17 protein-coding genes are annotated in these 23,590 nt (G+C 49.9%); 8 read left to right on the forward strand and 9 right to left on the reverse strand.

Annotation, left to right across the window (positions count from 1 at the left end; translation table 11 throughout):
• The first annotated feature begins 221 nt into the window (after positions 1-221).
• Entirely contained in the window at positions 222-1,220 is a 999-nt protein-coding gene (locus tag FJ444_RS07920; RefSeq protein ID WP_140957633.1) for a proline iminopeptidase-family hydrolase, read from the forward strand.
• Between the two features lie 194 nt (positions 1,221-1,414).
• Here the strand turns inward: FJ444_RS07920 and FJ444_RS07925 are convergent, their stop codons facing one another.
• A complete protein-coding gene (locus FJ444_RS07925; protein ID WP_140957635.1) occupies positions 1,415-2,284 on the reverse strand; it encodes a LysR substrate-binding domain-containing protein in 870 nt (289 codons plus the stop codon).
• 117 nt (positions 2,285-2,401) lie between these two features.
• Here FJ444_RS07925 and FJ444_RS07930 point away from each other — a divergent pair, with 117 nt between their 5' ends.
• The 6 genes from FJ444_RS07930 to FJ444_RS07955 all read left to right on the forward strand — a co-directional run bounded on the left by FJ444_RS07930 (position 2,402) and on the right by FJ444_RS07955 (position 11,030).
• Positions 2,402-3,529 (forward strand): S-(hydroxymethyl)glutathione dehydrogenase/class III alcohol dehydrogenase, encoded by a 1,128-nt coding sequence (locus FJ444_RS07930; protein WP_140957637.1) that lies wholly within the window; start codon positions 2,402-2,404, stop codon positions 3,527-3,529.
• Positions 3,530-3,594: 65 nt separating this feature from the next.
• Positions 3,595-4,434 (forward strand): S-formylglutathione hydrolase, encoded by an 840-nt coding sequence (fghA, locus tag FJ444_RS07935; RefSeq protein ID WP_140957639.1) that lies wholly within the window; start codon positions 3,595-3,597, stop codon positions 4,432-4,434.
• 149 nt (positions 4,435-4,583) lie between these two features.
• The gene (locus FJ444_RS07940; protein WP_140957641.1) at positions 4,584-6,617 is read left to right on the forward strand and encodes a TonB-dependent receptor; all 2,034 of its coding nucleotides are present in this window, start codon (positions 4,584-4,586) and stop codon (positions 6,615-6,617) included.
• Positions 6,618-7,366: 749 nt separating this feature from the next.
• Complete coding sequence (locus FJ444_RS07945) at positions 7,367-9,475, forward strand: TonB-dependent siderophore receptor (protein ID WP_140957643.1); 2,109 nt, start codon at positions 7,367-7,369, stop codon at positions 9,473-9,475.
• Positions 9,476-9,603: 128 nt separating this feature from the next.
• Positions 9,604-10,095: an Lrp/AsnC family transcriptional regulator gene (locus FJ444_RS07950; protein ID WP_140957645.1), complete on the forward strand. Its 492-nt coding sequence runs from the start codon at positions 9,604-9,606 to the stop codon at positions 10,093-10,095.
• Positions 10,096-10,097: 2 nt separating this feature from the next.
• Complete coding sequence (locus FJ444_RS07955) at positions 10,098-11,030, forward strand: glyoxylate/hydroxypyruvate reductase A (RefSeq protein ID WP_140957647.1); 933 nt, start codon at positions 10,098-10,100, stop codon at positions 11,028-11,030.
• A 417-nt stretch (positions 11,031-11,447) separates the two neighbouring features.
• On the opposite strand, the gene FJ444_RS07960 is transcribed toward FJ444_RS07955, so the two are convergent.
• The 8 genes from FJ444_RS07960 to FJ444_RS07995 form a co-directional block, all read right to left on the reverse strand.
• Complete coding sequence (locus FJ444_RS07960; RefSeq protein WP_140957649.1) at positions 11,448-12,998, reverse strand: carboxylesterase family protein; 1,551 nt, start codon at positions 12,996-12,998, stop codon at positions 11,448-11,450.
• 117 nt (positions 12,999-13,115) lie between these two features.
• A complete protein-coding gene (locus FJ444_RS07965) occupies positions 13,116-13,487 on the reverse strand; it encodes a cupin domain-containing protein (RefSeq protein WP_140957651.1) in 372 nt (123 codons plus the stop codon).
• A 129-nt stretch (positions 13,488-13,616) separates the two neighbouring features.
• Positions 13,617-16,763 (reverse strand): efflux RND transporter permease subunit, encoded by a 3,147-nt coding sequence (locus FJ444_RS07970; RefSeq protein WP_140957653.1) that lies wholly within the window; start codon positions 16,761-16,763, stop codon positions 13,617-13,619.
• Between the two features lie 20 nt (positions 16,764-16,783).
• On the reverse strand, positions 16,784-18,007 hold the full coding sequence (locus FJ444_RS07975; protein WP_140957655.1) for an efflux RND transporter periplasmic adaptor subunit: 1,224 nt from the start codon (positions 18,005-18,007) through the stop codon (positions 16,784-16,786).
• A 3-nt stretch (positions 18,008-18,010) separates the two neighbouring features.
• A complete protein-coding gene (locus FJ444_RS07980; protein WP_140957657.1) occupies positions 18,011-19,228 on the reverse strand; it encodes a TolC family protein in 1,218 nt (405 codons plus the stop codon).
• A gap of 65 nt (positions 19,229-19,293) precedes the next feature.
• Positions 19,294-19,656 carry a hypothetical protein gene (locus FJ444_RS07985; RefSeq protein WP_140957659.1) on the reverse strand — a complete coding sequence of 121 codons (363 nt, stop codon included), beginning with the start codon at positions 19,654-19,656 and terminating at the stop codon, positions 19,294-19,296.
• Between the two features lie 27 nt (positions 19,657-19,683).
• Entirely contained in the window at positions 19,684-20,583 is a 900-nt protein-coding gene (locus tag FJ444_RS07990; RefSeq protein ID WP_140957661.1) for a GNAT family N-acetyltransferase, read from the reverse strand.
• 93 nt (positions 20,584-20,676) lie between these two features.
• Entirely contained in the window at positions 20,677-21,858 is a 1,182-nt protein-coding gene (locus FJ444_RS07995) for a M20 aminoacylase family protein (protein ID WP_219993883.1), read from the reverse strand.
• A 253-nt stretch (positions 21,859-22,111) separates the two neighbouring features.
• On the opposite strand from FJ444_RS07995, the gene FJ444_RS08000 reads away from it, so the two are divergent.
• Complete coding sequence (locus tag FJ444_RS08000; RefSeq protein WP_140957663.1) at positions 22,112-23,572, forward strand: aldehyde dehydrogenase family protein; 1,461 nt, start codon at positions 22,112-22,114, stop codon at positions 23,570-23,572.
• Positions 23,573-23,590 lie beyond the last annotated feature (18 nt).

The following is a 23,590-nucleotide window of genomic DNA, read 5'->3' on the forward strand; positions in this document are numbered from 1 at the left end:
GGTATTGTAATTAGCCGTAGAAAAGCATACTACGTAAATCCTGTGATGCACTTGTTTTGCCTGAATAAGCCAATTATTTAGCCAATCAAGCTGTAAAGGCTGGGTTGCACCAGATCAGATTATTGCCTGCTGGTTCACCGATCGGTTCGCCAACTGGTGTCGTTATCTGAACATGCTTATACTGCTATGCCATTTACTGCCGTATTCCTAAGGTTCATCCCATGCACACATCGATACGCCATTGTTTCAGCCGTTATTTGTTCTTACTTCTTGCAGGGTGCTTAGCGTTTAGCGTCCACGCAAATACACCCGCCTTTGCCAAACCCGAAAAAGAACTCATGGTGCCGGTTGAAGGCGGAAAGGTGTATGTAAGACTTAATGGCCTGGCACACCAACATGCGGTGCCGGTGATCTTTATTCACGGTGGACCAGGCGGTACGCACAATGGCTTTGCTGGCATGACGGAACTGGCCAACGAGCGCATGGTGATCATGTACGACCAACTCGACAGCGGCAAGTCTGAACAACCCAATGACCCGGCAAACTGGCGCGTTGAACGCTTTGTAAATGCCATCGACACCATTCGCAAACATCTGGGTATCAATAAGTGGCATGTTGTCGGACACAGCTGGGGCTCAGCGCTGGCGCTTGAATACACCGCAAAATATCCTCAACATACGGTTTCTACCGTACTGGGAGGCACATTTATCTCTACCCCACATTGGATAATGGACGCCAATTTGCTGGTTAAAGCTGCACCTCAATCGGTACAGGACACATTACGCCAGTGTGAATCTGCCACGCCACCTGCAGGTGACGAATGCAACGCCGCTTATACCAAGCTCTATTCGGCCTATTACACGCCGGGTGAGGCTAGCAAGGCCAGACAGGATTATTACGAAAACGTTGGGGGTAATGGATTTAATCCGGTGATCTACAACGCCATGTGGGGGCCAAGTGAGTTTTCCTCAACCGGCGTATTAAAGCACTATGATGCCACCCATTTACTGGCTCAAATAGACCCGCTGAAAACCTTGTTTATGATTGGTCAGTACGATTCGGCGCGCATCGACACCGTGCAGGATTATATTGCCCTTACCCCCGGCGCAGAACTGGCCGTAGTGCCCGGCGGCGCGCACGGTTTTTACAAAGACAGACCACTGATCACACTGGCAATTTTGCGAAGCTGGCTGGAAAGACACGACCCGACCTCAAAATAATCCAGATGTGGTAGCACTGTTTTTCAGGCAAAAAAAAGCAGGCTAGTGGATGAGAGCCTGCTAAAGAGTCCTAGTAGAGTTAAGAGACTTCTATTAAGAACTACGTACAGGCTCAATGTAACTTAGCCGACTCTTATTTGCAAATGATAATTATTATTATTTGCAAATAAGAGTCGAGTGATGTTGAAGTATCGCTATTTTAACGCTTCTACCAGCGCATCAATTACCAGTCGCACTTTGGGCGAAAGATGCCGACTGGAAGGATAAATAGCCCATATCCCTTCATCGGCAATCTGAAATGACGGCATGACTTCTACCAGTTCACCCGACGCCAGATAGGGCGACACGTAATAATCGGGCAATTGCACTATACCCAGACCTTTTAAAGCGGCGTCTACAACCGCTACACCACTATTGCAGCGCATACGCGCTTTTACACGCACTAACTCGGTCTTTCCCTGTCGGGCAATCTTCCAGTTATCTGATGTTCCCAGAATACACTGGTGCTGCGGCAATTCAGATATGCTGTGAGGCGTACCATACTTCGCCAGATAGCCTGGCGATGCAGCCATGTGCCAGGCCCGGCTGCTCAGCCTTCGCGCTATATAAGACGAGTCTTCCAACGAGCCCAAACGGATCGCCAGGTCGTATCCTTCATGAATTAAATCGACCAATTGATTAGTTAAGTTCAGGTGTATTTCCAATTCTGGATGCGCAGCAGCAATATCATTGATAACAGGCGCAATGATACGCTCGCCATAAGTAACCGGTGCGGTCATCACTAATTTACCCGACGGTTTTGCCTGCAGGTCTGTGATTACGCGCTCAGCCGCATTTAACTCTTCCAGAATCGGCTGGCAGTGCCGGTAAAACGTCTCGCCAGTATCGGTAAGCGCCACCACCCGCGTGGTGCGATTCAGTAATTTACTGCCCAATCTGTTTTCAAGCTTAACCACCTGACGCGACACCTGCGCCGTAGATAGCCCTAATCGTTTTGCCGCGCCAGAAAAGCTTTGCAGCTCAGCCACAGCAACAAATTCATTTATGCCTTCCCAGTTTGCCATGCCAGCATTATTACCAAACAGTAAAAGTGATTTACCAAATACTACTATTGTTACTTAAAATAACGCAACTACACTTGTTAACGTTAATTGTTAATCCACCATCAAGGAATTTTGTGAATGTCAGATGTGATCACATGTAAAGCCGCCGTTGCCTGGGAGGCCGGTAAGCCTTTATCGATCGAAGAAGTTCAGGTAGCACCACCGAAAGCCGGTGAAGTGCGCGTGAAGTTATTTGCAACAGGTGTATGCCATACCGACGCATTTACACTGTCAGGTGATGATCCAGAAGGAATATTTCCTGCCATTTTGGGCCACGAAGGTGGTGGTGTAGTTGAGTCTGTAGGTGAAGGCGTAACATCGTTACAGGTTGGCGATCACGTGATCCCACTTTACACGCCAGAGTGTGGCGAGTGTAAATTCTGTAAATCAGGTAAAACCAATTTGTGTCAAAAAATCCGTGCCACTCAGGGCAAGGGCCTGATGCCTGACGGCACCACCCGTTTTTCAATAAACGGTAAGCCGATTTTCCACTACATGGGTACGTCTACGTTCTCTGAGTACACAGTGTTACCCGAAATTGCAGTCGCAAAAGTTAACAAAGACGCGCCATTAGAAAAAATCTGCTTACTGGGCTGTGGCGTGACCACCGGCATGGGCGCTGTGCAAAACACCGCCAAAGTGGAAGCAGGCAGCACAGTAGCTATTTTTGGCCTGGGCGGTATTGGTCTGGCAGCCGTGATTGGCGCACAAATGGCAGGTGCTTCGCGCATCATCGGTATCGACCTCAACCCGGATAAGTTTGAACTTGCGAAAAAGTTCGGTGCCACCGACTGCATTAATCCCAAAGACTACGACAAGCCTATTCAGGAGGTTATTGTAGAACTTACCGATGGCGGTGTGGACTACTCGTTCGAGTGTATTGGCAACGTGAACGTGATGCGTTCTGCACTGGAATGCTGCCACAAGGGCTGGGGCGAGTCGGTGATTATTGGTGTTGCGGGCGCGGGTCAGGAAATCTCTACCCGTCCGTTCCAGTTAGTTACCGGTCGCGTATGGCGCGGCACTGCGTTTGGTGGTGTAAAAGGCCGTTCTGACTTACCCAAAATTGTTGAAGATTATCTGGCTGGCAAGTTCGAATTGGATGATTTTATAACGCACACCATGCCGCTTGAGCAAATCAACGAAGCATTCGATTTGATGCATGAAGGCAAAAGCATCCGCAGCGTTATTCACTACAACAGTTAGTACTGAGCGTCGCTACCAATTTGACCCACATCCGGCAGCGACGCGTTTTTCACGGATTAGATTTCATGACCATAGATCACATCAGCAGTAATAAAAGCTTTGGTGGGTGGCATAAGCAGTACTCACACGCTTCAACAACCACACATTGCACCATGCGTTTCGCCATTTACCTGCCGCCACAGTGCAGCAGTGGTGCAAAAGTCCCTGTTTTATACTGGTTGTCAGGGTTAACCTGTACCGACGAAAACTTTATGCAAAAAGCCGGCGCTCAGCGCATGGCAGCAGAGTTGGGTATAGCCATTGTTGCGCCAGACACTTCGCCACGCGGAGAAAATGTGGCCAACGACGAAGGCTATGATTTAGGCCAGGGTGCCGGTTTTTATGTGAATGCCACACAAGCGCCCTGGTCGGCACATTTTCACATGTACGACTACGTGGTTTCTGAGCTTCCAGCGCTAATTGAAGCCCACTTCCCTGTTACGCAGCAGCGAGCGATAAGCGGGCATTCCATGGGTGGCCACGGCGCGTTAAGTATTGCGCTGAAAAACCCTCAGCGTTACAGCTCAGCCAGTGCATTCAGTCCTATTTGCCACCCAACTCAATGCCCATGGGGGCAAAAAGCCTTTACCGCCTATTTGGGTGAAGACAAAAGCGCCTGGCAACAATACGACACGGTTGAGCTCATGAAGCAAAGCCAGCACGCGTTGCCGATGATGGTGGATCAAGGGCTGGACGATAGTTTCTTAAAAGAACAGCTCATGCCATCAGCACTCGCCGCGGTAGCTGCTGAAAAGGACTACCCCATCGTAATTCGTCAGCACGACGGTTACGACCACAGCTATTACTTCATTGCTTCGTTCATTGAAGAGCACCTGCGATTCCACGCACAACATCTGTCACAATAAATTCAGATTAAACGCAGTGTATCCTCGATACGCTGCGTGTTATTCACTGCCAAACCTGTTTAAATACCCCCTAATTTAGCAATTGCTGCGTCCAGCAGTGCTGATGACGCGTATCCTCTGTATTAGTTAATTCTCGTTTGCCTGCTTTTATGAAATTTTTACTTAGTTCTTTGCCGTTTTGTTTACTTTTCTCTCCTGCCATTTTCGCCGATGGCCCGGACTTCGAACGCTTAGTGGTATATGGCCGCCAGAGCGATCTGATTGGAGATTCGATCTCTGCGTCAGAAGGGGTAATAGGCTATGGCGATATCGAAATCAGGCCCATATCCCGCGCGGGTGAGATACTGGAGTTTGTGCCCGGTATGGTAGTTACCCAACACAGCGGCTCAGGTAAGGCGAACCAGTACTTTCTTCGCGGCTTTAACCTGGATCACGGTACCGATTTCAGTATTCTGGTTGATGGCATGCCAGTAAACATGCGCAGCCATGGCCACGGGCAAGGATATAGCGACCTGAATTTTATCACCCCGGAATTTATTCAGCGTATCGATTACCAAAAAGGCCCTTACCGGGCTATTCAGGGGGATTTTTCATTGGCTGGCAGTGCCAACTTCGCGCTGACATCTAAATTCGAACAACCGTTTGTAAAATTTGAACTGGGTGAATACGGTTATCAGCGTGCAGTGGCTGCAACCAACTTTTCACAAGACAACAGCAATCTGGCCGTTGGCGCTGAATGGCAGAGTTATGCTGGCCCCTGGACGGATATCGACGAAGATATCAATAAAAAGAACATGTTGGTTCGCTATCAGCATAGCAACGATGACAGCCTGCTGCGCGTTACCTTTATGGGGTACGACAACAGTTGGAATTCAGCTGACCAAATTCCGGCCCGCGCAGTAGCGAGTGGGCTAATTAACGAATTTGGTTCGCTGGATACTGGCCTGGGCGGCGACTCATCGCGTTACAGTTTATCGATGAACTGGCAAAACAGTCAATGGGTGGTGAATGCCTATAGCATTAAAAGCCAGCTGAATTTGTTCTCCAACTTTACCTACTACCTGGACAACCCCGAGCAAGGTGATCAGTTTGAACAGCTGGATGAGCGTATATTGAGTGGTGGCTCAATAACCTATTTGCAATCCAATAAAATTGGCAACCTGCATGCTCACCATATGGCCGGCGTTGAGTACCGGCAGGATGACATCAGCGATATCGGTTTGTTCAATACCGAAAGCCGCCAACGCATTGGCACAGTGCGCCGTGACAACATCAACGAGCAATCCCTGGCCGCGTTTTACGAACTCAGTGTAGACATTACCGACAATCTGCCGGTACATATCGGGGTGCGACACGACACCCTGTGGGCACATGTAAATAGCGATCTTGCGGCAAACAGCGGCTCTGAAAACGATAGCCTGGTAAGCATTAAGGGCGGTGTTAGCTATATCATAAACGACGCATGGCAGGTTTACGCCAATGCCGGTCAATCTTTCCACTCCAATGACGCCAGAGGCTCAGTGATTAGTGTAGACCCTGTAACGCTGGAACCAGCAACACCAGTGGATTTACTGGTTCGGGGAGTCGGCAGTGAGATTGGCATCCGGGTGGCAAACTACCGTTACTACAATGCGTCTTTTGCGGTATGGCAGCTACGCAATGATTCAGAGCTGGTGTTTGTGGGTGATGCGGGTAATACCGAAGCCAGCCGGGCGTCGAAACGCTGGGGCGCTGAATTCTCTGGTTACTACTGGTTTAACAGTAATCTGACAGCCGATGTGGAACTTGCCTGGACTCAAGGCCGCTTTACCGAAAATGAAGAGGGCGAAGGCAACTATATTGATGGCAGTGTGCCGTTTGTTGCCAGCCTGGGACTCAACTGGCAGGCCACTGACACCATTCGCACGGGTTTACGGGTACGCCATTTCGGAAAGCGAACATTAGACAGCACCAGGTCACGTCAATCTGACTCATTTACCGTGATAAACGCCAATCTGGCGTACGAAATTAACAACTGGAAAGCTGAATTAACCTTGCTGAATGTGCTTAACAGTCGCGATCACGACATAGACTACTGGTATGCCAGCCGTCTAAATAACGAAGTGTCAGAGGGGGTGGAAGACAATCACTATCACCCCATTGAGCCCAGGGCTGTCAGAGCGGGAGTAACCTACAAATTCTAGTATTCAGGTAAAACGTCGCTAGCCAATAAAGCTAGCGACGCAGCGATTTAAAAACACTGGAGGTGGTGGGTCAACTATGCTGCCAGATAAGTAATGTTATATCGCTGAAAACAATACATCGATGCCTACAAGCAACGACACTCCGATAACAAAGCAGTATAAATTTGGATCGGTTAAAAAGCCTTTTAACCGCATGTCCGCTGCATGCTTTGTATTTACTGTTTTAGCTGAAATCATGTTGTCACCTGCCAATGAATGTTAACAAGATGTAATATTACTATCTTAGCTAAGGATTCTCTGGCTTCCCATTATCCAAAAGTCTACATTCAATAACAGAATAGATAGGTTTAAATAATGAGCAGAAAACCATTGATTTAAGCACTGCTAACAGTCCTTCATACCATCCGGTTCAGATGATTTTTCGCTTTTCCATCGAAATAAAAATGTTATAACATAACAAAACATGACATTATAGCTGTCGTTTTACTAGCAGAGTGGTTCGTTATTCGTTGTTTAGCATTTTCTGCTGCTACCGCTGCGCCGTTGAAACTTTACGCTGCCAAAGCCTGTTTTTCGACGCATTTGCAGTGCACCGACTCACTTATACTGATTGTGGAAGGAATATCCAGCACCATTACAACATAAGTGTGGCCAACAAAATAAATAACACCAGCCACCAGGATAGTCCCTTTTGCCGTCGATTTGAGAACCTTTGGAGATAGCACAAGATGATGAAGCACCGAATTTTTATGAAAACTGCGCTCACGGCGGCAGTTTCTGTTGCGCTGGCTAACAGCACCAGCGTATTTGCGCAGGAAACCCCGGAAGATATGGAACAAATTGAGGTTGTGCAGCAGCGCCAGCCTTACCGTGGTGATGTACCACTGAAATCCTTACCGCAGAATATTGACATCGTTAGTGCTGAATTACTAAAAGACGTCGGCGTAAACGACCTGCAAAATGCCCTGGACTTCGCCAGTGGCGTTGCCCGTCAGAACAGTTTTGGTGGATTGTGGGACAGCTTTGCTATTCGCGGCTTTGCCGGCGATGAGAACCTGCCTTCCGGATACGTAGTTAACGGTTTTAGTGCTGGTCGTGGCTTCAGCGGTCGCCGCGATACCTCTAACGTTCAGGCAATTGAAGTACTAAAAGGCCCAGGCTCGGCGCTTTATGGCCGTAGCGAACCCGGCGGTACGATTAACATTATCACCAAAAAGCCTCAATTTACCGAAGAAGGTTACATTCAGGCGACAGTAGGTTCATACAGCCTTTATCGCCTTGAAGGTGACTATACCAACGCGATAAACAGCGATCTGGCTTTCCGTGTAAACGGCGCATACGAAGACGCTGGCAGTTTCCGCGATACCGTGGAAAGCAACAAACTGGCCTTTACACCATCACTCACCTATCAGATTTCTGACGACACTTCCTTAACTTACGAACTGGAAGTCCTCGACCAGGAAGCCCCATTTGACCGCGGCATTGTGGTAGTCGATTATGAATTTGGTGTGGTACCTATTGATACCTTTTATGGCGAGCCAAACGATGGCCCAATGAATATTGAAGCCCTGGGGCACCAACTCACGCTGCAACACCAACTCAACAGTGATTGGAGCCTGATGGTAGGTATGAGCTACCGCGAGTCATCTTTTGAAGGCTACTCCAGCGAAGTAGAATTGTCTGCGGGCCGCCAATTGCTGTACACCGATGGCGAAACCGTATCGCGTCAGCGTCGTTACCGCGACTACGATGCAGAAGACTTGTCTGGCCGTGTAGAGTTAAGTGGAACTGTGTCTACAGGCGACATTGTGCACCATATCCTGATTGGTGCTGATGCCTACGACTATCAACTGGATCAAATTCAGCAACGCTGGAGAACCGGCTGGGGCACAGGCGACACAACCTATTCTGTATCACTGATCAACCCGGTATACGGCGAAGCACAGCCTGCAACCGGTGCATTATGGGATCGCCGCGAAGAACAATCTACCGTAGGTTTATACGTTCAGGATCAAATTGACCTGACTGAATCCTTTAAAGTACTCGCGGGCTTGCGTTTCGACGATTTCTCCCGCGATTTTTCTGATTATTTGTCGGATGCTTATACCAGTGAATCACAAACCGCAACCAGTCCGCGAGTTGGTCTGGTGTACGAACCGTCAAACCTGTATACCCTGTACTTAAGCTATTCTGAGGGCTTCCGTCCGAACTCAGGCACCGACGCCAACGGCGCGACTTTTGAGCCAGAAGAAAGCAAATCCTATGAGGCAGGCGTAAAATTTGCCAATAGCAATGAAAGCCTCACTGGTACCGTGGCGCTGTTCCGCGCTGAAAAATCCAATGTGCTGAGCGCCGATCCAGTGAACTCCGGTTACTCTGCAGCGCTGGGCGAAGCAGAAAGTCAGGGGATTGAAGTAGACCTCAATGCAGTGATTGCCGACGATACAACCCTTACACTGGCTTACGCCTTCGTAGATGCAGAAACGGCAAACGAAGTGGTAAACGTTGATTGGGGTGTGAACATTCCGGCTGGCAGTCGCTTAATTAACATCCCGGAACACAAGCTGAATGTTACCGCCATGCACTTTATGGACATTGCGGGCAAAGAGTCAAAAGTCGGTGCCAGTGTAACTTACGTAGGCGACCGTCTGGGTGAAACTATTGATCCGGACTACATTTTACCAAGCTATACAACCGTTCGCTTATTCGGGTCGGTTAACCTGTCTGACAACGTGGTAATCAATGCCGATATCGACAACCTGTTCGACAAGGAATACTACGACAGTTCTTACTCTGCGCTTTGGACCATGCCGGGTTCACCGCGTACTGCTAAGATCAGCGTGAAATACGCGTTTTGATTGTACTGCCGGGCGTTCCCGCCCGGCGCTTTTCCGACCCTTAGCAAACATCCCTGAACAAACAGTTGCGCTGGTTTAGCCATTAGCGATACTGTGTCGGCATTGTGCAGTACAAGAGGAACACCATTGTGGCAGGTATTAAATTAGACAGAATCGACATTAACATTCTGGCAGAACTGCAAAAGAACGGGCGCATTACCAATACTGATTTGGCCGATGCTGTAGCATTGTCGCCCAGCCCCTGCCTGGCCAGGGTAAAGCGATTGGAAAAGGCCGGTTACATTACCAGTTACAATGCCAAAATTGCGCTGGAAAAGCTGGGTGAAACTGCAACAGTATTCACCGAAGTCACGTTAAGTGATCACCACATGGAAGACTTTGCTAAATTTGAACGCAATATCCGTACTATCGACGAAGTAATCGAGTGCCATTTGATCAGCGGTGGTTACGATTACCTGCTTAAATTTGTCACCCGAGGCATTACCCACTATCAGTCGCTGATGGAAGAAATTTTGGAAAGAGATTTCGGTATTTCAAAGTACTTCAGTTACATCGTTTTGAAATCGCCCATTGAAAAACTGCATTATCCACTTGCCACGCTTTTCAAGCCGGAAAAGTAATCATGGCCATTAATCTGGTTTACAAAGGCCCGCAAACACGAGGCGAGTGCTGGCAGGAAACGGTAATCAACGCATTGCCCGATACAAAATGGCATACCTGGCCCCACGTTCCTGTGCCCGAACAGGTAGATGCCATCATCGCGTGGACGCTGCCAGACAATACCTTTGAAACCTATCCCAATGTAAAAGCGGTTTTCTCGGTTGGCGCCGGCGTTGATCAATTGCAGCCCGACAGGATTCCAGACACCATTAAATTGATCCGGCTGATCGACCCGTCACTTACATTACAAATGCAAACCTATGTGCTGTCGTCAGTAATGATGATCCATCGCGATCATTTTTTGTATCAATCGCAAAAAGCACAAAGGTGCTGGCAACAACACAACGTAGCTTTGCCCCATGAATGCACGGTGAGTATTCTGGGTTTAGGAGAGCTCGGTAAAGCCGTCGCCAGCCAGCTCAGTTCATTAGGCTTCAGAGTAAACGGCTGGAGTCGAAGTGCAAAACAGCTGGATGGCGTATCTACGTTTCACGGCCAACAAGGTTTGTCAGACATGTTGGCAAATACCCACATTCTGGTGAGCTTGCTGCCGCTAACAGAAGAAACCAAAGGCCTGATCAATGCCGACACCCTGGCAACACTGCCCAAAGGAGCCTCGGTGATCAACGCAGGGCGCGGCGAGCAAATAGTGGACGACGATTTACTGGCAGCCCTGGATAGTGGCCACATTCAATACGCCATTCTGGATGTCTTTAAACACGAGCCATTGGCCGAATCTCACCCCTACTGGACACACCCCAGAGTGCATGTCACGCCCCACATAGCCTCCATTACCCGAAATGACACTGCGGGCCAGCGCCTGGCCGAAAACCTGTTGCGCTGGCAACAAGGCCAACCCATGATTGGCGAGGTAAATAAACAGCGCGGGTACTAAGCCCACTCGCGCCACCCGCCTGTCAGCACGATTTGTTCACGTTGCGGATTATCCGATCATAAGGACTGAATGGGTGCACTCCCCCTCGATCAGAATATCAGTCTGAACGTTTAAGATAACAAGATGAAATACCTGCTTTTAAGTTGTCTGCTTTGCCTCTAAACGGCCTCATTCGCCGTTTAATACTGAGGTTTGATCAGGCAAAGACCCTGGTAAAGCATGTCAGAATGGCTTGCAACACATCAAAGATTTGCTCACCAGTACCAATATCACTGCAGACGGACGTTACACCGCACTTGCAAAGCAATAGCGACTTGCGGGAAGCTGCCGCAGTGTAATTTTTATCCACTTTTGCCCTAAGAAGTATCGGTATCGTGCTCCAGAATGCACAGTACAGTTAGACAACTTTCGATACGATTAATTTATCAATGGATGAACTCGGGCTTTATAAGCTCTATCAAGCGATTGAAGCTTATCGCCGCGAATATGAGGTACTTGCGTGGCGCCGCTGGCCGTAAATACCATCCAATTTTCGCCATTGGTGTCTACCGCCTTCCATTCAGGCAAATTTGCTGCGTTGGGATTGCCGTACTTGATGAAATGCAACCAGTAGCGCTGCATGTGCAGGACCCCGGGTAATGAGGAAGGATAAAACAAGGCGTTCACCTCTGCGCCATGATGTGCGCCAGGTTCGCCGTTGCGGGTAACGTCAAAGAAATAACGATAACCCTGACTGACTTTGTTAAGCATCGCCTCAGTTGTTACCGAGCCTGCAAGTACATAGCGCATATCACCAAACAGATGTTGGTAAGGTAGCAATTGGTAACCATTGCCATCGGGAAGTGCCGGAAGCTGATAAACGCCTTTAATTCCCGGCGCTTCATCGCCAGCCAGTTCAATCAATCGCGCAGCCGGCACACCAGACCAGGGGTAAACACTGCCGTCATAACTATTACCACCGCTCATATAAGGCACATCGTGCTGACGCCCTTGCATAAACACGACACCCGGCTCATCTGGCAGAATTACCCCGTCGGCTACAGGTAAATGAAACCCTTCAATGGCCTCTACCCATTGGCTGGCTGATACGTTTGTTAAGTCTTCAGCTGTCACGGATGATGCTGCTTTGCTGATCACTTTAGACACCAGCACTTGCGCATATTCATGCGCATTCAGGCTCTGTGGTAAAGGTTGTAACTTATTGGTTCTGGGTAAGGGCCAGGCACCGTAGCCGCTTTGTGAGATAGCCCGGTGAAATAACGACTCGCTTTGCGGTGCAACCATCAGCATTTGTATCGCCATGCCACCAGCAGACCCACCAGCAATGGTGACATTATTCGGGTCCCCGCCAAATAGGCTGATATGGCTTTTCACCCATTTAAGCGCGGCCACCATGTCCAGTACGCTGAAGTTTGCACCCATGCTTGCATCAAGTACTGGATGCGCAAAAATACCCAGTACGCCTAAACGGTAATTAAAGGAAACCACCACAACGTCATGCGACAGCCAGTGAGACACGGCGCGCATATCGAGATTACCGGAGCCGCCTACGTAGCCACCACCATGGATCCACACCAGAACAGGCTTGGGCTCAATGGCTGCACTTGAATCGGCTATTGCAGACGTAAAGACGTTGATAAACAAACAATCTTCACTGGTGATTTGATCGGTGCGCTGCGGGCATTGCGCGCCATAGCGGGAAGCATCAATATCGCCGGCATACGTAACCGGTTGAGGCGGCTTCCATCGGTTTTGGCCTGCTGGGGAAGCGGCGTAGGGTATTCCTTTGAAAGTCAGTACCGAGCCCGACGCTTCACCATGCAGTACAGACTCATCAAGACGTACCTCAACCGCTCTGGAATTTGCATTAGCGCTGCTTACCAACGCCAATGTCGTCGATAATGCGGCGGCAAATATAGCGGTAAATATAGCGACAATACGCGTTACTTTTGCAATCAATTGCTTCACTTTCTGTTCATCCTACAAAATACGTATGGCACACCATATCAGTGATTGGTAAGAAAGTGCAGCGCCAGCCTCATTTCGAACGTTCGAATTAGTAACAGAACCCGAAAACCGCTGGTATTACTGTGGGTTATCTAACCCATAGACACACACGTACACCTTTTTATAGGTCTCTATGGTACGCCACTGCCCTTTATAGCCCGGCTCCATATAAAACGTATCGCCCGCGTGATACAGCTTGGGTTCACAGCCGTCTTCAGTTAGTTCAATCACACCTTCAATGAGATAGCAGAACTCAAACACACCGTCTTTGATTGAGCGGTTGGTGCCCGGCTCTCCCCCCATTACCCCAACTTTAATTTTGTCGTTGGCAATGCAATCTGGCGCCCATTTTTGTAGCAGTGGATTACCCGCTAACAAGATAGCTGGGTTAATGTAGCCTTCTTCAGGCGCGGCAGCGGGATGCTGGATAACAGTAGTAAGACGAGACATGACGGCTCCTAATCAGTAAACAGATTTAGCAAGCCAGTATAGTAAGAATACCCGGCAAATTAGGCTGATTCGCCTTGTTTGCCGGGCAGATCCTGTTGAGTCACAGCTAATGTTTAGTGGAATTCACTGTTAGCGTGTATTGCATACAAATCGCGCATACAAAACCGGCAAAACAACCAGCGTTAGCAGTGTGCAGGTTACCAAACCTCCAACTATCACTGCAGCAAGTGGTTTCTGGATTTCCGCGCCTAAGCCATTCGACATCAGCATGGGCAGTAAACCCAGTGCCGATGTGAGTGCCGTCATCAGCACCGGCCTCAACCGTGAGCGAGCACCGTCTTTAATCGCATCAATGGCATTCTGCTCACTGGCACCAGCACCGGTATGTTGGTTCGCCAAGCGCTGATTAATACTTTCAACCATCACCACACCGTTGAGCACTGCTACACCAAACAGGGTAATGAAGCCTACAGAACTGGGTACCGACAAATAGTGACCACTTAAATAAAGTGAAAATATTCCACCTACCGCAGCAAGAGGCACATTCACCATGATCAGCATCACCAGTTTCAGTTCGCTAAACGCCAGGTAAAGTAACACAGCGATGAGCGCCAGTGACACAGGCACCACCAGCATCAGTCGCTGCATCGCACGCTGTTGATTTTCGAATTGCCCACCAATTTGCACGGTATATCCGGCGGGCAGTTGGACAGAGGTATCAATAGCTTTACGAATATCGTTCACCACGCTCCCCATATCGCGGCCATCCACGTTTGCCTGGATCACGACGCGCCTTTGCACATCATCACGGCGAATTTGCGGCGGCCCGGATTCAATAGCAATCGTGGCAACATCCTGCAGACGTACCCAAGCGCCCTGGGCAGAGCGAAGGCGTAATTCGGCTAATGCTGCGATGTCGTCGCGATACTGGGAATCGATACGCACCAGAATGTCGTAGCGTTCGTTGCCCTGAATGATTTGGCCTGCAGCTTGTCCGCCGAGACCTTGTTGCACCAAATTCATCACATTGGCGACATCCAGACCATAACGGCTTAATTGATTGCGGTCGGGTCGTATCACCAACTGTGCTTCCCCACTGATTTGTTCCATGGCGACGTCACGGGTACCGCTGATTGTAGCCACTGCAGACGTGATCTGCTGACCATACTCAGCCAAGGCATCCAGATCCGGGCCGAATAGTTTTATTGCCAGCTCAGCCTTCACGCCAGACAGCAGCTCATCTACCCGGGTAGCAATAGGTTGGGAGAAGTTAAATAACAGCCCTGGATGCACTTCCAGCGCCTTTTCCATTTCAGTTTGTAAGGCAAGACGATTCGACGCTGTGGTCCATTGATCTACCGGCGTTAAGCCAAGATAGATTTCGATGTTGTTCACCGGCTCCGGGTCGCCGCCAATTTCAGCCCGGCCTATTTTACTCACCGCATAGGTGACTTCCGGGAACTTAAGCAGGATAGCTTCCAGCTTAGGCGCAACGTCGAGAGCGGTTGTTAAGCTTGCCGATGGAGCCAGTGTCACCCTTAAGTTAATAGTGCCCTCTTCAAGCTCTGGTGCAAATTCAGTACCCAACTGCGGAAAGACCATGGCGCTGCCAGCCAATAGCACCGCAATCAAAAACAGCAGGTATTTCGGGCGATTCAAACACACATTAAGCACACTTTGATATCTAAACTCTAAATAGAGTAATGTGCGATTTTTACGTACTTTGGGCGCGCGCAGTCCAAGCACCAATACCGACAGCACTGGCACAACAATAAGCGCCACAACCACCGCGCACACTAACGCCAGCATAATGGCAACCGCCATGGGCTGGAAGAGCTTGGCTTCTACCCCTTCAAAGCTGAATAACGGGGTAAATACCACCAGAATAATCAAGGTCGCAAAAAACACCGGCTTTGCCACTTCCTGGGTGGCCTGCACAACCAGTTGCGCTATCGACGAGCGTTCTGGTTCCCGCTGTTGCAGTTTTTGATAGATGTTCTCTACCACCACAACTGAGCCATCTACCAGCATGCCTATTGCTACTGCTATGCCCCCTAACGACATAAGGTTGGCTGAGATGCCCAGCATACTGAGTACAGACAGCGCTAACCCAATCGACACCGGAATCGACAGCAATACCAGCAAAGTCGCGCGAACGCTCATCAAAAACAGCGCAAGCACAATAACGATAAACACGAAGGCCAGTAACAGCGCCTGCACCACAGTATTGACCGCTTGCTTTATTAGCGCCGCCTGATCGTAGTAAGGTTCAAAATGCACACCCTTCGGCAAGGCTTGTTGAATCAATCCAATTCGCGCATTGATACCTTCAATGGTAGCGTTTGTGTTGGCACCCATGCGTTTTAACACCACGCCAGATACCACTTCGCCCCGCGATGCGATGCTGCCACCTTCATTGCGTACTGACATCGTTACCGCGCCCTGACGAATTTCAGCACCCAATTCAACGGCAGCGACATCGCCAACGGTCACAACACCACTGCCTTCAGTAGAAAGCGGTATTTGCTTAATCTGCGTGAGTGCTTCTGTACCGGACGCCAGCCAGCCTGCACCGCGGATCACCAGTTGTTCGGGTCCACGGTCGAGATACCAGCCACCCGCATTGTTATTATTGCGGGCCAGCGCATCCATCACGTCCTGTTGAGTCAGGTTATACGAAAGCAATCGATTCGGGTACAGATTGACCTGATACTGCTTTACTTGTCCTCCGAACGACAGCACATCGGTGATCCCGTCTACTGGCATCAATAACAACTTGATCAGGTAGTCATTCAGGCTGCGCAGTGCCATAGCGTCGTAACCTGAATCCGGATCGGCAATTAGCAAATACTGATACACCTGCCCAAGGCCAGAGGTATTGGGGCCAATTTCGGGCATACCGATACCGTCGGGGATCATCTCAGATGCCACTTGCAGGCGCTCGAATACCAATTGCCGGGCGAAATAAATATCGGTGCCTTCCTTGAACACCACGGTGATGCCGGATAAACCAGTTTTGGAAATCGAGCGCACCTCTTCAACATCAGGCAGAGCGTACATGACCGCCTCAATGGGATAGGTGATCAGTTGCTCCACTTCTTCAGCGGCCAGCCCCGGCGCTTCGGTGTTGATTGCCACCTGAATGTTGGTCACATCAGGAAACGCATCGAGGTTGAGTTTCGGGATCATCAGTGCGGCAAAAACGCCAAGCCCCACCAACACGCAGAGCACCATAAATCGCAGCCGAACGGCGACTTCAATCAGGTTTGAAAACATCGTTATCTCCTGACCAACAATTAATGGTTATGCGGATCAAATCCGCCTTTGGCAATTTCTGATGCCACAAAAAACGCACCGCGACTTACATAGCGTACATTTGCTTCAACACCGCTTATTTGTTGCCATTTGCCATAGCGTTTACCCAGCTGTACCACCTTTGGCACCAGTTCGCCTTCTTCGTCTACAACGAATAACTGCCAATCGCCATCGGCATCGCGCATCAGTGCGCTTTCCTGCACGGCCAGTACGATTGACGCCTGTGGGCCGCTGAAATACACGTCGGCAAACATGCCGGAATGAAATTTGTGCGCCTGGTTATTCAGATTTAAACGAACGGTGCGCGTACGGCTTACCGGATCAATCGTGTGGGACTCCTGCGTAATCGTTGCGGTTGCAGCAATATCACCCACCACCACACTGGCGGTATGCCCTGCTGCCAGATGCAAATCGTTGTACGCAGGCAGCCTGGCTTCTACCCAGAGTTGTGATTCGTCAGAAACCAGCATAAGTGCCTGACCCGGTGAGATTTGCTGGCCCTGATTGAAATCGTCTGTCATTACCACGCCCGAAGACTGAGCCACCAGCGTATACTCACCCAGCGGATAATCAGGTGTATCTGCGATTTCATCGATCGTTTTCAATGACAGTCCAAATGCCTGAAGACGCCGTGACGCCGCCTGATAATCATTGCGCGCGGCCACATAACGCTTTTCGCCAATAGCGGCTTGTCCTAATTTGCGAATACGCTGCCATTCCACGGCGGCGGTTTGTAGCTCGCTTTGTGCCGTGATCATGTCTTCGCTAAACAGCGACACCAATGGCTGGTCTTTTTTAACCTCCTCACCAAGTGCGGCGTGACGTTTCACCACCACCGAGCTAACACGCGGCGATACGATATAGCTTTGATAGCCGTTTGCTTTAATTTCACCTGGTGCGTACACAGACTCGCTTAGGCTGAGTGGCTCCAGCGTGTCCAAGTGAATATCGGCCATAGCTACTTGCTCACCGGATAGACTTACACCGCCATGTTCTTCATGTTCTTCATGTTCTTCATGTTCTTCATGTTCTTCATGTTCTTCAGCAGCCTGCTCAGTATGGAATGGAGTGTCATGCTTTCCATGTGCATCATGGTTATGTGTTTGTTCGTGCGCCGGCTCTGTACTTACAGTTTCTGTAGCCTGTACTTGCCATGCCAACAATACGCTCAACAAAATGCATTTTTTGTTATGTAGAAACGTCATGGATTACTCCTCATCGGCCAGGGCACTGATATGTGACACCAACCCTGCACTCTGATGTAAATAGTTGATGTAGGCCAACTGATACTGATATGTAAGGGTTAGCGCTGCTTGCTGGCCACTCAATAATTCATTCAACTGCGCATGAAATTCTGTGAATGGCAGATCTCCGGCAGAAAACCGATCTACAAGCACCTGCGCTTGAACCGTAAAATCGCTCGAATCAATCTGCTCCCAAATGCGATACCGTTCGCCAAGTAGCTGTAGTTGCTGGTAGGTTGATGAAATCGCCTCGCGCACAGCAATGACCTCGGCCTGCAATTGCTGCTCACTGGCCAAAGCGCGCTGTTTGGCAACCTCAGTGACATCAATGAAGTCGTTGCGAATATTCAGCGGCACTGACATCGATAATGAAAGCAACGGCTCCCCCGCCTGACGCCCCACGCCAAAGCCAACCGTAGGCACAGGCTTGTTACTGGTTCGCTGGACATCCACCTCATTAGTGGCTATCAGCCAACTCAGATGTGCATAGCGCAGTGACGGTAACTGTTGAACCTGCCCAGGCGAAAGCAAGGATAGTGTGGGTGTCCAGACATTGTCGCTGATGGGTGTGTCTAACCCCGTTCGGCCCAGTACCGTCACTACGTCTTGCTTTGCCTGTTGCCAGGACGTCAACCATTCACTCTCGGCCACCATGGCTTCTGCAGTGGCAGCCTTGGTAAACGCAAGGGTAATCTCCGGCACCTCACCTGTTTCAACCTTCTTCCCGATAATATTAAGCAATTCAATGGATTGATTCACACGCTTTGTTGCTATTTCATATTGTCGCTCAGCATAGGTTAAAGATATTTGAGCTTTAAGAGATTCAGAGAGCAAATCTGACCTTGCGATTTCCAGTGCCAACTGACTTTGCTCAGCTAAAAAGTTACCCGCCTGAATTTGCGAAGACTGCACATCGTGCCAGTCCAGCTGACTTGATAACCCAATCTGATAGTTAATTTCGCTACCTTCGCGTTCCAGACTGGTATCCAATGAAGGGTTATAAAGCGGCTTATTGAAAGCCGCGGCCTGATACCCGCTCGCTCTGGCGTCGTGTTTCAGTGCCAGAATGGAAGGGTGGGTGTCTACAGTTTGCAACAGCCAGCCGGCCCAGTTTTTTGCTTGCGCGTACGCGCCTGTGCTCAGCGTGAGTAAACACGCTACACAGATATTTTTGTACAACATACATAAGTCTCGTTTAACGTTAACGTCCGCTGTTTTAAAACAGCGCTATGAAGCTTTCCGACGCGTCAAACGATAGGGGGACGCAGCAAATTTCGCAGAAATCCTTTATGCAGGTTGGCATAAAAGTCAGGCTGAATGCCTTTGAATGCAGTAAGTCCGGTATGACTTACTACAACGGGAAGATAAACATGATGTGAGCCGTGGCAGTGACAACAATGGTGGCAATCAAAATCAGCCGCTTCCCCGGCGAAACCTGCTGAACTCAACTCAGTTTGCCCGGGTTGTTCAGCACTGTGCTCATGTTCAAAACTGACGTGCTCAGTACCGGCCTGATGCGAAGCGTGATTATCAAAGGCAGCACTGGATGCCTGCGTAGCGAATGCCAGCAGTATGCATAGTACCCAGTTTTTTATTGCCCGTGTTATCACCTACCCACTCCTAATACAGCTCAACCACTAACCGAAAGCCTGCGACGCCAGGCTGTATACCTGGGAATCAGATGCCTGCTGCGCCAGCCATTCACCTTTTACCATTAAGCTTACCTCATCGACTTGCTGCAAACCAAGGTCAGTTAACCAACCTTTCAGGTCACTGGCGTGTTCGGTAAGGTCAAAACGCACAAATGCTTTTGTTTGCTGAAGTAACGCTGCCGCCAGAGCTTTTGCTACACCACTATCGCTGGCAACCACCGGGCCAATCGTTTCGCCACGTCCGCTCTCGCGGATAAATGCATAACCCAGCGCTTTGCCATTTTGTTTAGCAATAACACAACGGCCTCGCGCCATTAACGCTTTGAGCAAGGCACTGCGGTCGGCCTGAAAGGCCTGATTGTCCAATTCAATAACGGCTGACAGTGAACCCGCGTCAACTTCTGTAACATCGATGTTATCCGTGAACTCGGGCTTTTTGGTTAGCTCACCCTGCACCTGGTAAATGGTACTTCTTGTGGTAAACCCACACTGTTCATAAAGACGCTTACCGGCCACAGTAGCCACCAGCTGCAAATTGCGCTCACCGGTTTGTGCCATCACGGTATTCATTAATGTGCGGCCAAGCCCCCGGCCTTGCATGGCATCTGGCACAACCACCAGACCAACCGTTGCACAGCCCAGCCTGGAAGTGCTGGATGAGGCAGTAGTATTCGTGTTCAGCGCAGGATAATCCCACCACAAAATACAACCTACGATCTGCGGTGCAGATAGTGCATTGTGTGAATCAAGGTTCGCTTCGATTACGCTGCCATTTCCCAGTTTAAAATGTAACTGCCAGTCTATTAGCCTGTGAGGCCATTTGACCTGTTGGGTAAACGACAAGCATACCGGTAAATCGGCCTCGGTCATGCTACGAATTGACATTGCTATCTCAGACTTCACAAAACTGCCTTTAACACTGTATTAATGAATAAATAGTACCGGTGCAGCGCAAACATATGCTGCTGTAAATCCCCATTATTCGGTACGATCTTCTTTTTCGCTTAAATAATCTTCTGCCAGTGCAACCAGCAACCGTATGCCTGTAGCGAGTACATCATCATTGAAATCATAGTGTGGATGATGCAGAGGAATGGTGGGTTGTTCAGTCCCCTGACCCAGCCAGATGTACGCCCCCTCGCAAGCTTGCAACATGAAAGCAAAGTCTTCTGAGGTAAAGGCAGGTTCGGGGGCTAATTGCGCATTGCCCACACCGGCAGCGACTTCCAGCGCTCGCAAGGCCGCCGATTCGTGATTGATAGTAGCCGGGTAATAGCGATTGTAGTCCAGTGAAATAGACGTGCCAGTAGCCAGTGCCACGCCCTGAATTACCTGTCGAATGGCCTTTTCAACGGCATTTTGCACTGCCGGATCAAACGTTCGAACCGTGCCGGTTAAACTCACGCTGCCCGGCAGCACGTTGTGCGAACTGCCACCTGCTATTTGTGTTACCGACAACACCGCAGTAGAGGTGGGGGCAATCCTACGTGACACAATCGTGTGAAGCTGAGTAACCAGTTCACTGGCCGCAAGAATGGCATCGGGCGTTTGATGCGGCGCAGCGGCGTGGCCACCTTTTCCCTGCACGCGAATGCTGAATTTATCGGCTGCCGCCATAATGGGGCCGGGTCTTGTTGCAATGGTTCCCGCGGGTAAGTCCGGCCAGTTGTGCAGCGCATAAACGCGGTCACACGGGAACCGTTCAAACAGCCCATCGTCTATCATGGCTTTTGCGCCCGCCTGTCCCTCTTCTGCGGGCTGAAAAATAAAGTGTACAGTGCCATTAAATTGCTGCGTTTTCGCCAAATATTGCGCGGCACCAAGTAACATAGTGGTGTGACCATCATGCCCACATCCGTGGAATACGCCATCGTGGCAGCTGGCATAGGGCAGCCCGGTTTCTTCCTGAATGGGCAACGCGTCCATATCGGCCCGCAAACCGATTGAGCGTGTGCCGTTACCCACTTTTAAGCTGGCAACCACGCCGGTTTTACCCACGCCGGTTGTTACCTTCAGGCCAGCTGAAGCCAGAGCCTCAGCCACTTTTCTTGCGGTTGACACCTCTTTGTAAGCAAGTTCAGGGTGCGCGTGAATATCACGACGGAACTCGATCAATGGTTTGATTAACGCATCAACATCAGGCAGTGTTTTAAAAGGCATGTGGTGTCCTTGTGGCTGCCCTTTTGGCGAATCGGGCTTTCAGCATCATGTAAATCTCGTTCAACCATTCTAGCGCCAATCAAAAAGTGATATCGACTGCTTTACGCGCCAGCTTTTAATATAATTTGCTGTTCGGTCACTCAAAGCAGCAACCCATGCTGCTGTCATCCCCCTATACTGTTCATCATTGGTCAGTAGGTCGTAACAATGCAGTAGATTGTGCTGCATCCAGAATCAACGGAACAGAATTACCATGACGCACCCGGTAGACGAGTTAAAAACCCTTGGCAGGCTGCAACAGGCGTACATAAATGGTCAATGGGTGCAGGTTAGCTCTTCACGCACGCATGACATAATTAACCCATCGGATGAAAGCCTGATTGGCGAACTCGCATTAGGCAGCGCCAACGATGCCGAGACTGCAATAAAAGCTGCTGCTGCTGCGTTTCCGGCCTGGAGTCAAACATCAGTTGACGATCGTTTGGCAGTGCTCGACGGCGTGATTGCACTTTTCGAAGCCCGCGCTGAGCAATTAGCCCAAATCCTGTCTACCGAAATGGGCGCGCCGATTAATTACGCCCGCACAGCTCATGTGCCACTGGCCCTGGCCCATTTGCAGGTTGCTCGGGATAATCTGGCCAGTTACGAATTTACACAGATGCGCGGCACTACCGCCATTGCGCGCGAACCCATTGGTGTTGCGGGCTTAATCACGCCTTGGAACTGGCCGCTGTATCAAATCACCGCCAAAGTCGGTCCGGCAATTGCCACGGGTTGTACGGTTGTGCTCAAGCCCAGTGAACTATCGCCACTCAGTGCACTGGCTTTCGCTGATATTCTGCATGATGCCGGTGTGCCAGCCGGCGTATTTAATCTGTTGAACGGTGATGGCCCAGAAGTAGGCTCCGTGCTATCCAGCCACTCTCTTGTGGATATGGTATCGATTACCGGCTCCACCCGCGCTGGCATATTGGTGGCACAGGCTGCAGCACCTACGGTAAAACGTGTTGCGCAAGAGTTAGGCGGTAAATCGCCTAATATCATTCTACCCGATGCAGATCTACAGGCTGCTATTGGTCCAGGTGTTTTGGCCTGTATGCGCAATAATGGTCAGTCGTGTAGCGCGCCGACGCGCATGCTGGTGCCACGCGAAAAACTGGCAGAAGCCGAACAACTGGCAATGGAAGCCGTTAACACTATTGTGATTGGCCGCTCAGACAACGAGACAGCCACCCATGGCCCGCTAGCCAACCGCGCTCAATTCGAGCGGGTGCAGTTAATGATTGAAAAAGGGCTCTCGGAAGACACCAAGTGCATTACCGGTGGCGTGGGAAGACCCGATGGATTTGAGGCGGGCTTCTTTGTGCGCCCCACTATCTTTAGTGAAGTAACCAATGACATGGCGATTGCTCGCGAGGAAATTTTTGGACCGGTGCTGTGCATGATCCCCTATGACTCGGTGGACGAAGCTATCGTAATTGCTAACGACACCGTTTATGGCCTCGCCGCCCACATACAGTCTAAGAATCTAAATGAAGCTCGCCGTGTAGCGCGTTTAATCCGCAGTGGCCAGGTGCATATTAACTATCCGGCCTGGGATGCCCATGCGCCATTCGGCGGCTACAAGCAATCTGGTAGTGGTCGTGAATTTGGCCTGGAAGGCTTTGAAGAATATCTGGAAACCAAAGCCATCGTTGGCTTTGGTGAAGCATAAACGTGTAGTTATCAGAGT

It is taken from the genome of Aestuariibacter sp. GS-14 (genome assembly GCF_006494365.1).
Lineage (GTDB): Bacteria > Pseudomonadota > Gammaproteobacteria > Enterobacterales > Alteromonadaceae > Alteromonas > Alteromonas mangrovi.

What these genes read in the sequence shown, in the direction of transcription:
- FJ444_RS07940 (WP_140957641.1), top strand. Translation starts at nt 4,584, where the DNA reads ATGAAATTTTTACTTAGTTCTTTGCCGTTTTGTTTACTTTTCTCTCCT.
- FJ444_RS07975 (WP_140957655.1), bottom strand. Translation starts at nt 18,007, where the DNA reads ATGACGTTTCTACATAACAAAAAATGCATTTTGTTGAGCGTATTGTTG.
- FJ444_RS07980 (WP_140957657.1), bottom strand. Translation starts at nt 19,228, where the DNA reads ATGTTGTACAAAAATATCTGTGTAGCGTGTTTACTCACGCTGAGCACA.
- FJ444_RS07995 (WP_219993883.1), bottom strand. Translation starts at nt 21,858, where the DNA reads ATGCCTTTTAAAACACTGCCTGATGTTGATGCGTTAATCAAACCATTG.
- FJ444_RS07925 (WP_140957635.1), bottom strand. Translation starts at nt 2,284, where the DNA reads ATGGCAAACTGGGAAGGCATAAATGAATTTGTTGCTGTGGCTGAGCTG.
- FJ444_RS07965 (WP_140957651.1), bottom strand. Translation starts at nt 13,487, where the DNA reads ATGTCTCGTCTTACTACTGTTATCCAGCATCCCGCTGCCGCGCCTGAA.
- fghA (WP_140957639.1), top strand. Translation starts at nt 3,595, where the DNA reads ATGACCATAGATCACATCAGCAGTAATAAAAGCTTTGGTGGGTGGCAT.
- FJ444_RS07920 (WP_140957633.1), top strand. Translation starts at nt 222, where the DNA reads ATGCACACATCGATACGCCATTGTTTCAGCCGTTATTTGTTCTTACTT.
- FJ444_RS07930 (WP_140957637.1), top strand. Translation starts at nt 2,402, where the DNA reads ATGTCAGATGTGATCACATGTAAAGCCGCCGTTGCCTGGGAGGCCGGT.
- FJ444_RS07990 (WP_140957661.1), bottom strand. Translation starts at nt 20,583, where the DNA reads ATGTCAATTCGTAGCATGACCGAGGCCGATTTACCGGTATGCTTGTCG.
- FJ444_RS07970 (WP_140957653.1), bottom strand. Translation starts at nt 16,763, where the DNA reads ATGTTTTCAAACCTGATTGAAGTCGCCGTTCGGCTGCGATTTATGGTG.
- FJ444_RS07955 (WP_140957647.1), top strand. Translation starts at nt 10,098, where the DNA reads ATGGCCATTAATCTGGTTTACAAAGGCCCGCAAACACGAGGCGAGTGC.
- FJ444_RS08000 (WP_140957663.1), top strand. Translation starts at nt 22,112, where the DNA reads ATGACGCACCCGGTAGACGAGTTAAAAACCCTTGGCAGGCTGCAACAG.
- FJ444_RS07945 (WP_140957643.1), top strand. Translation starts at nt 7,367, where the DNA reads ATGAAAACTGCGCTCACGGCGGCAGTTTCTGTTGCGCTGGCTAACAGC.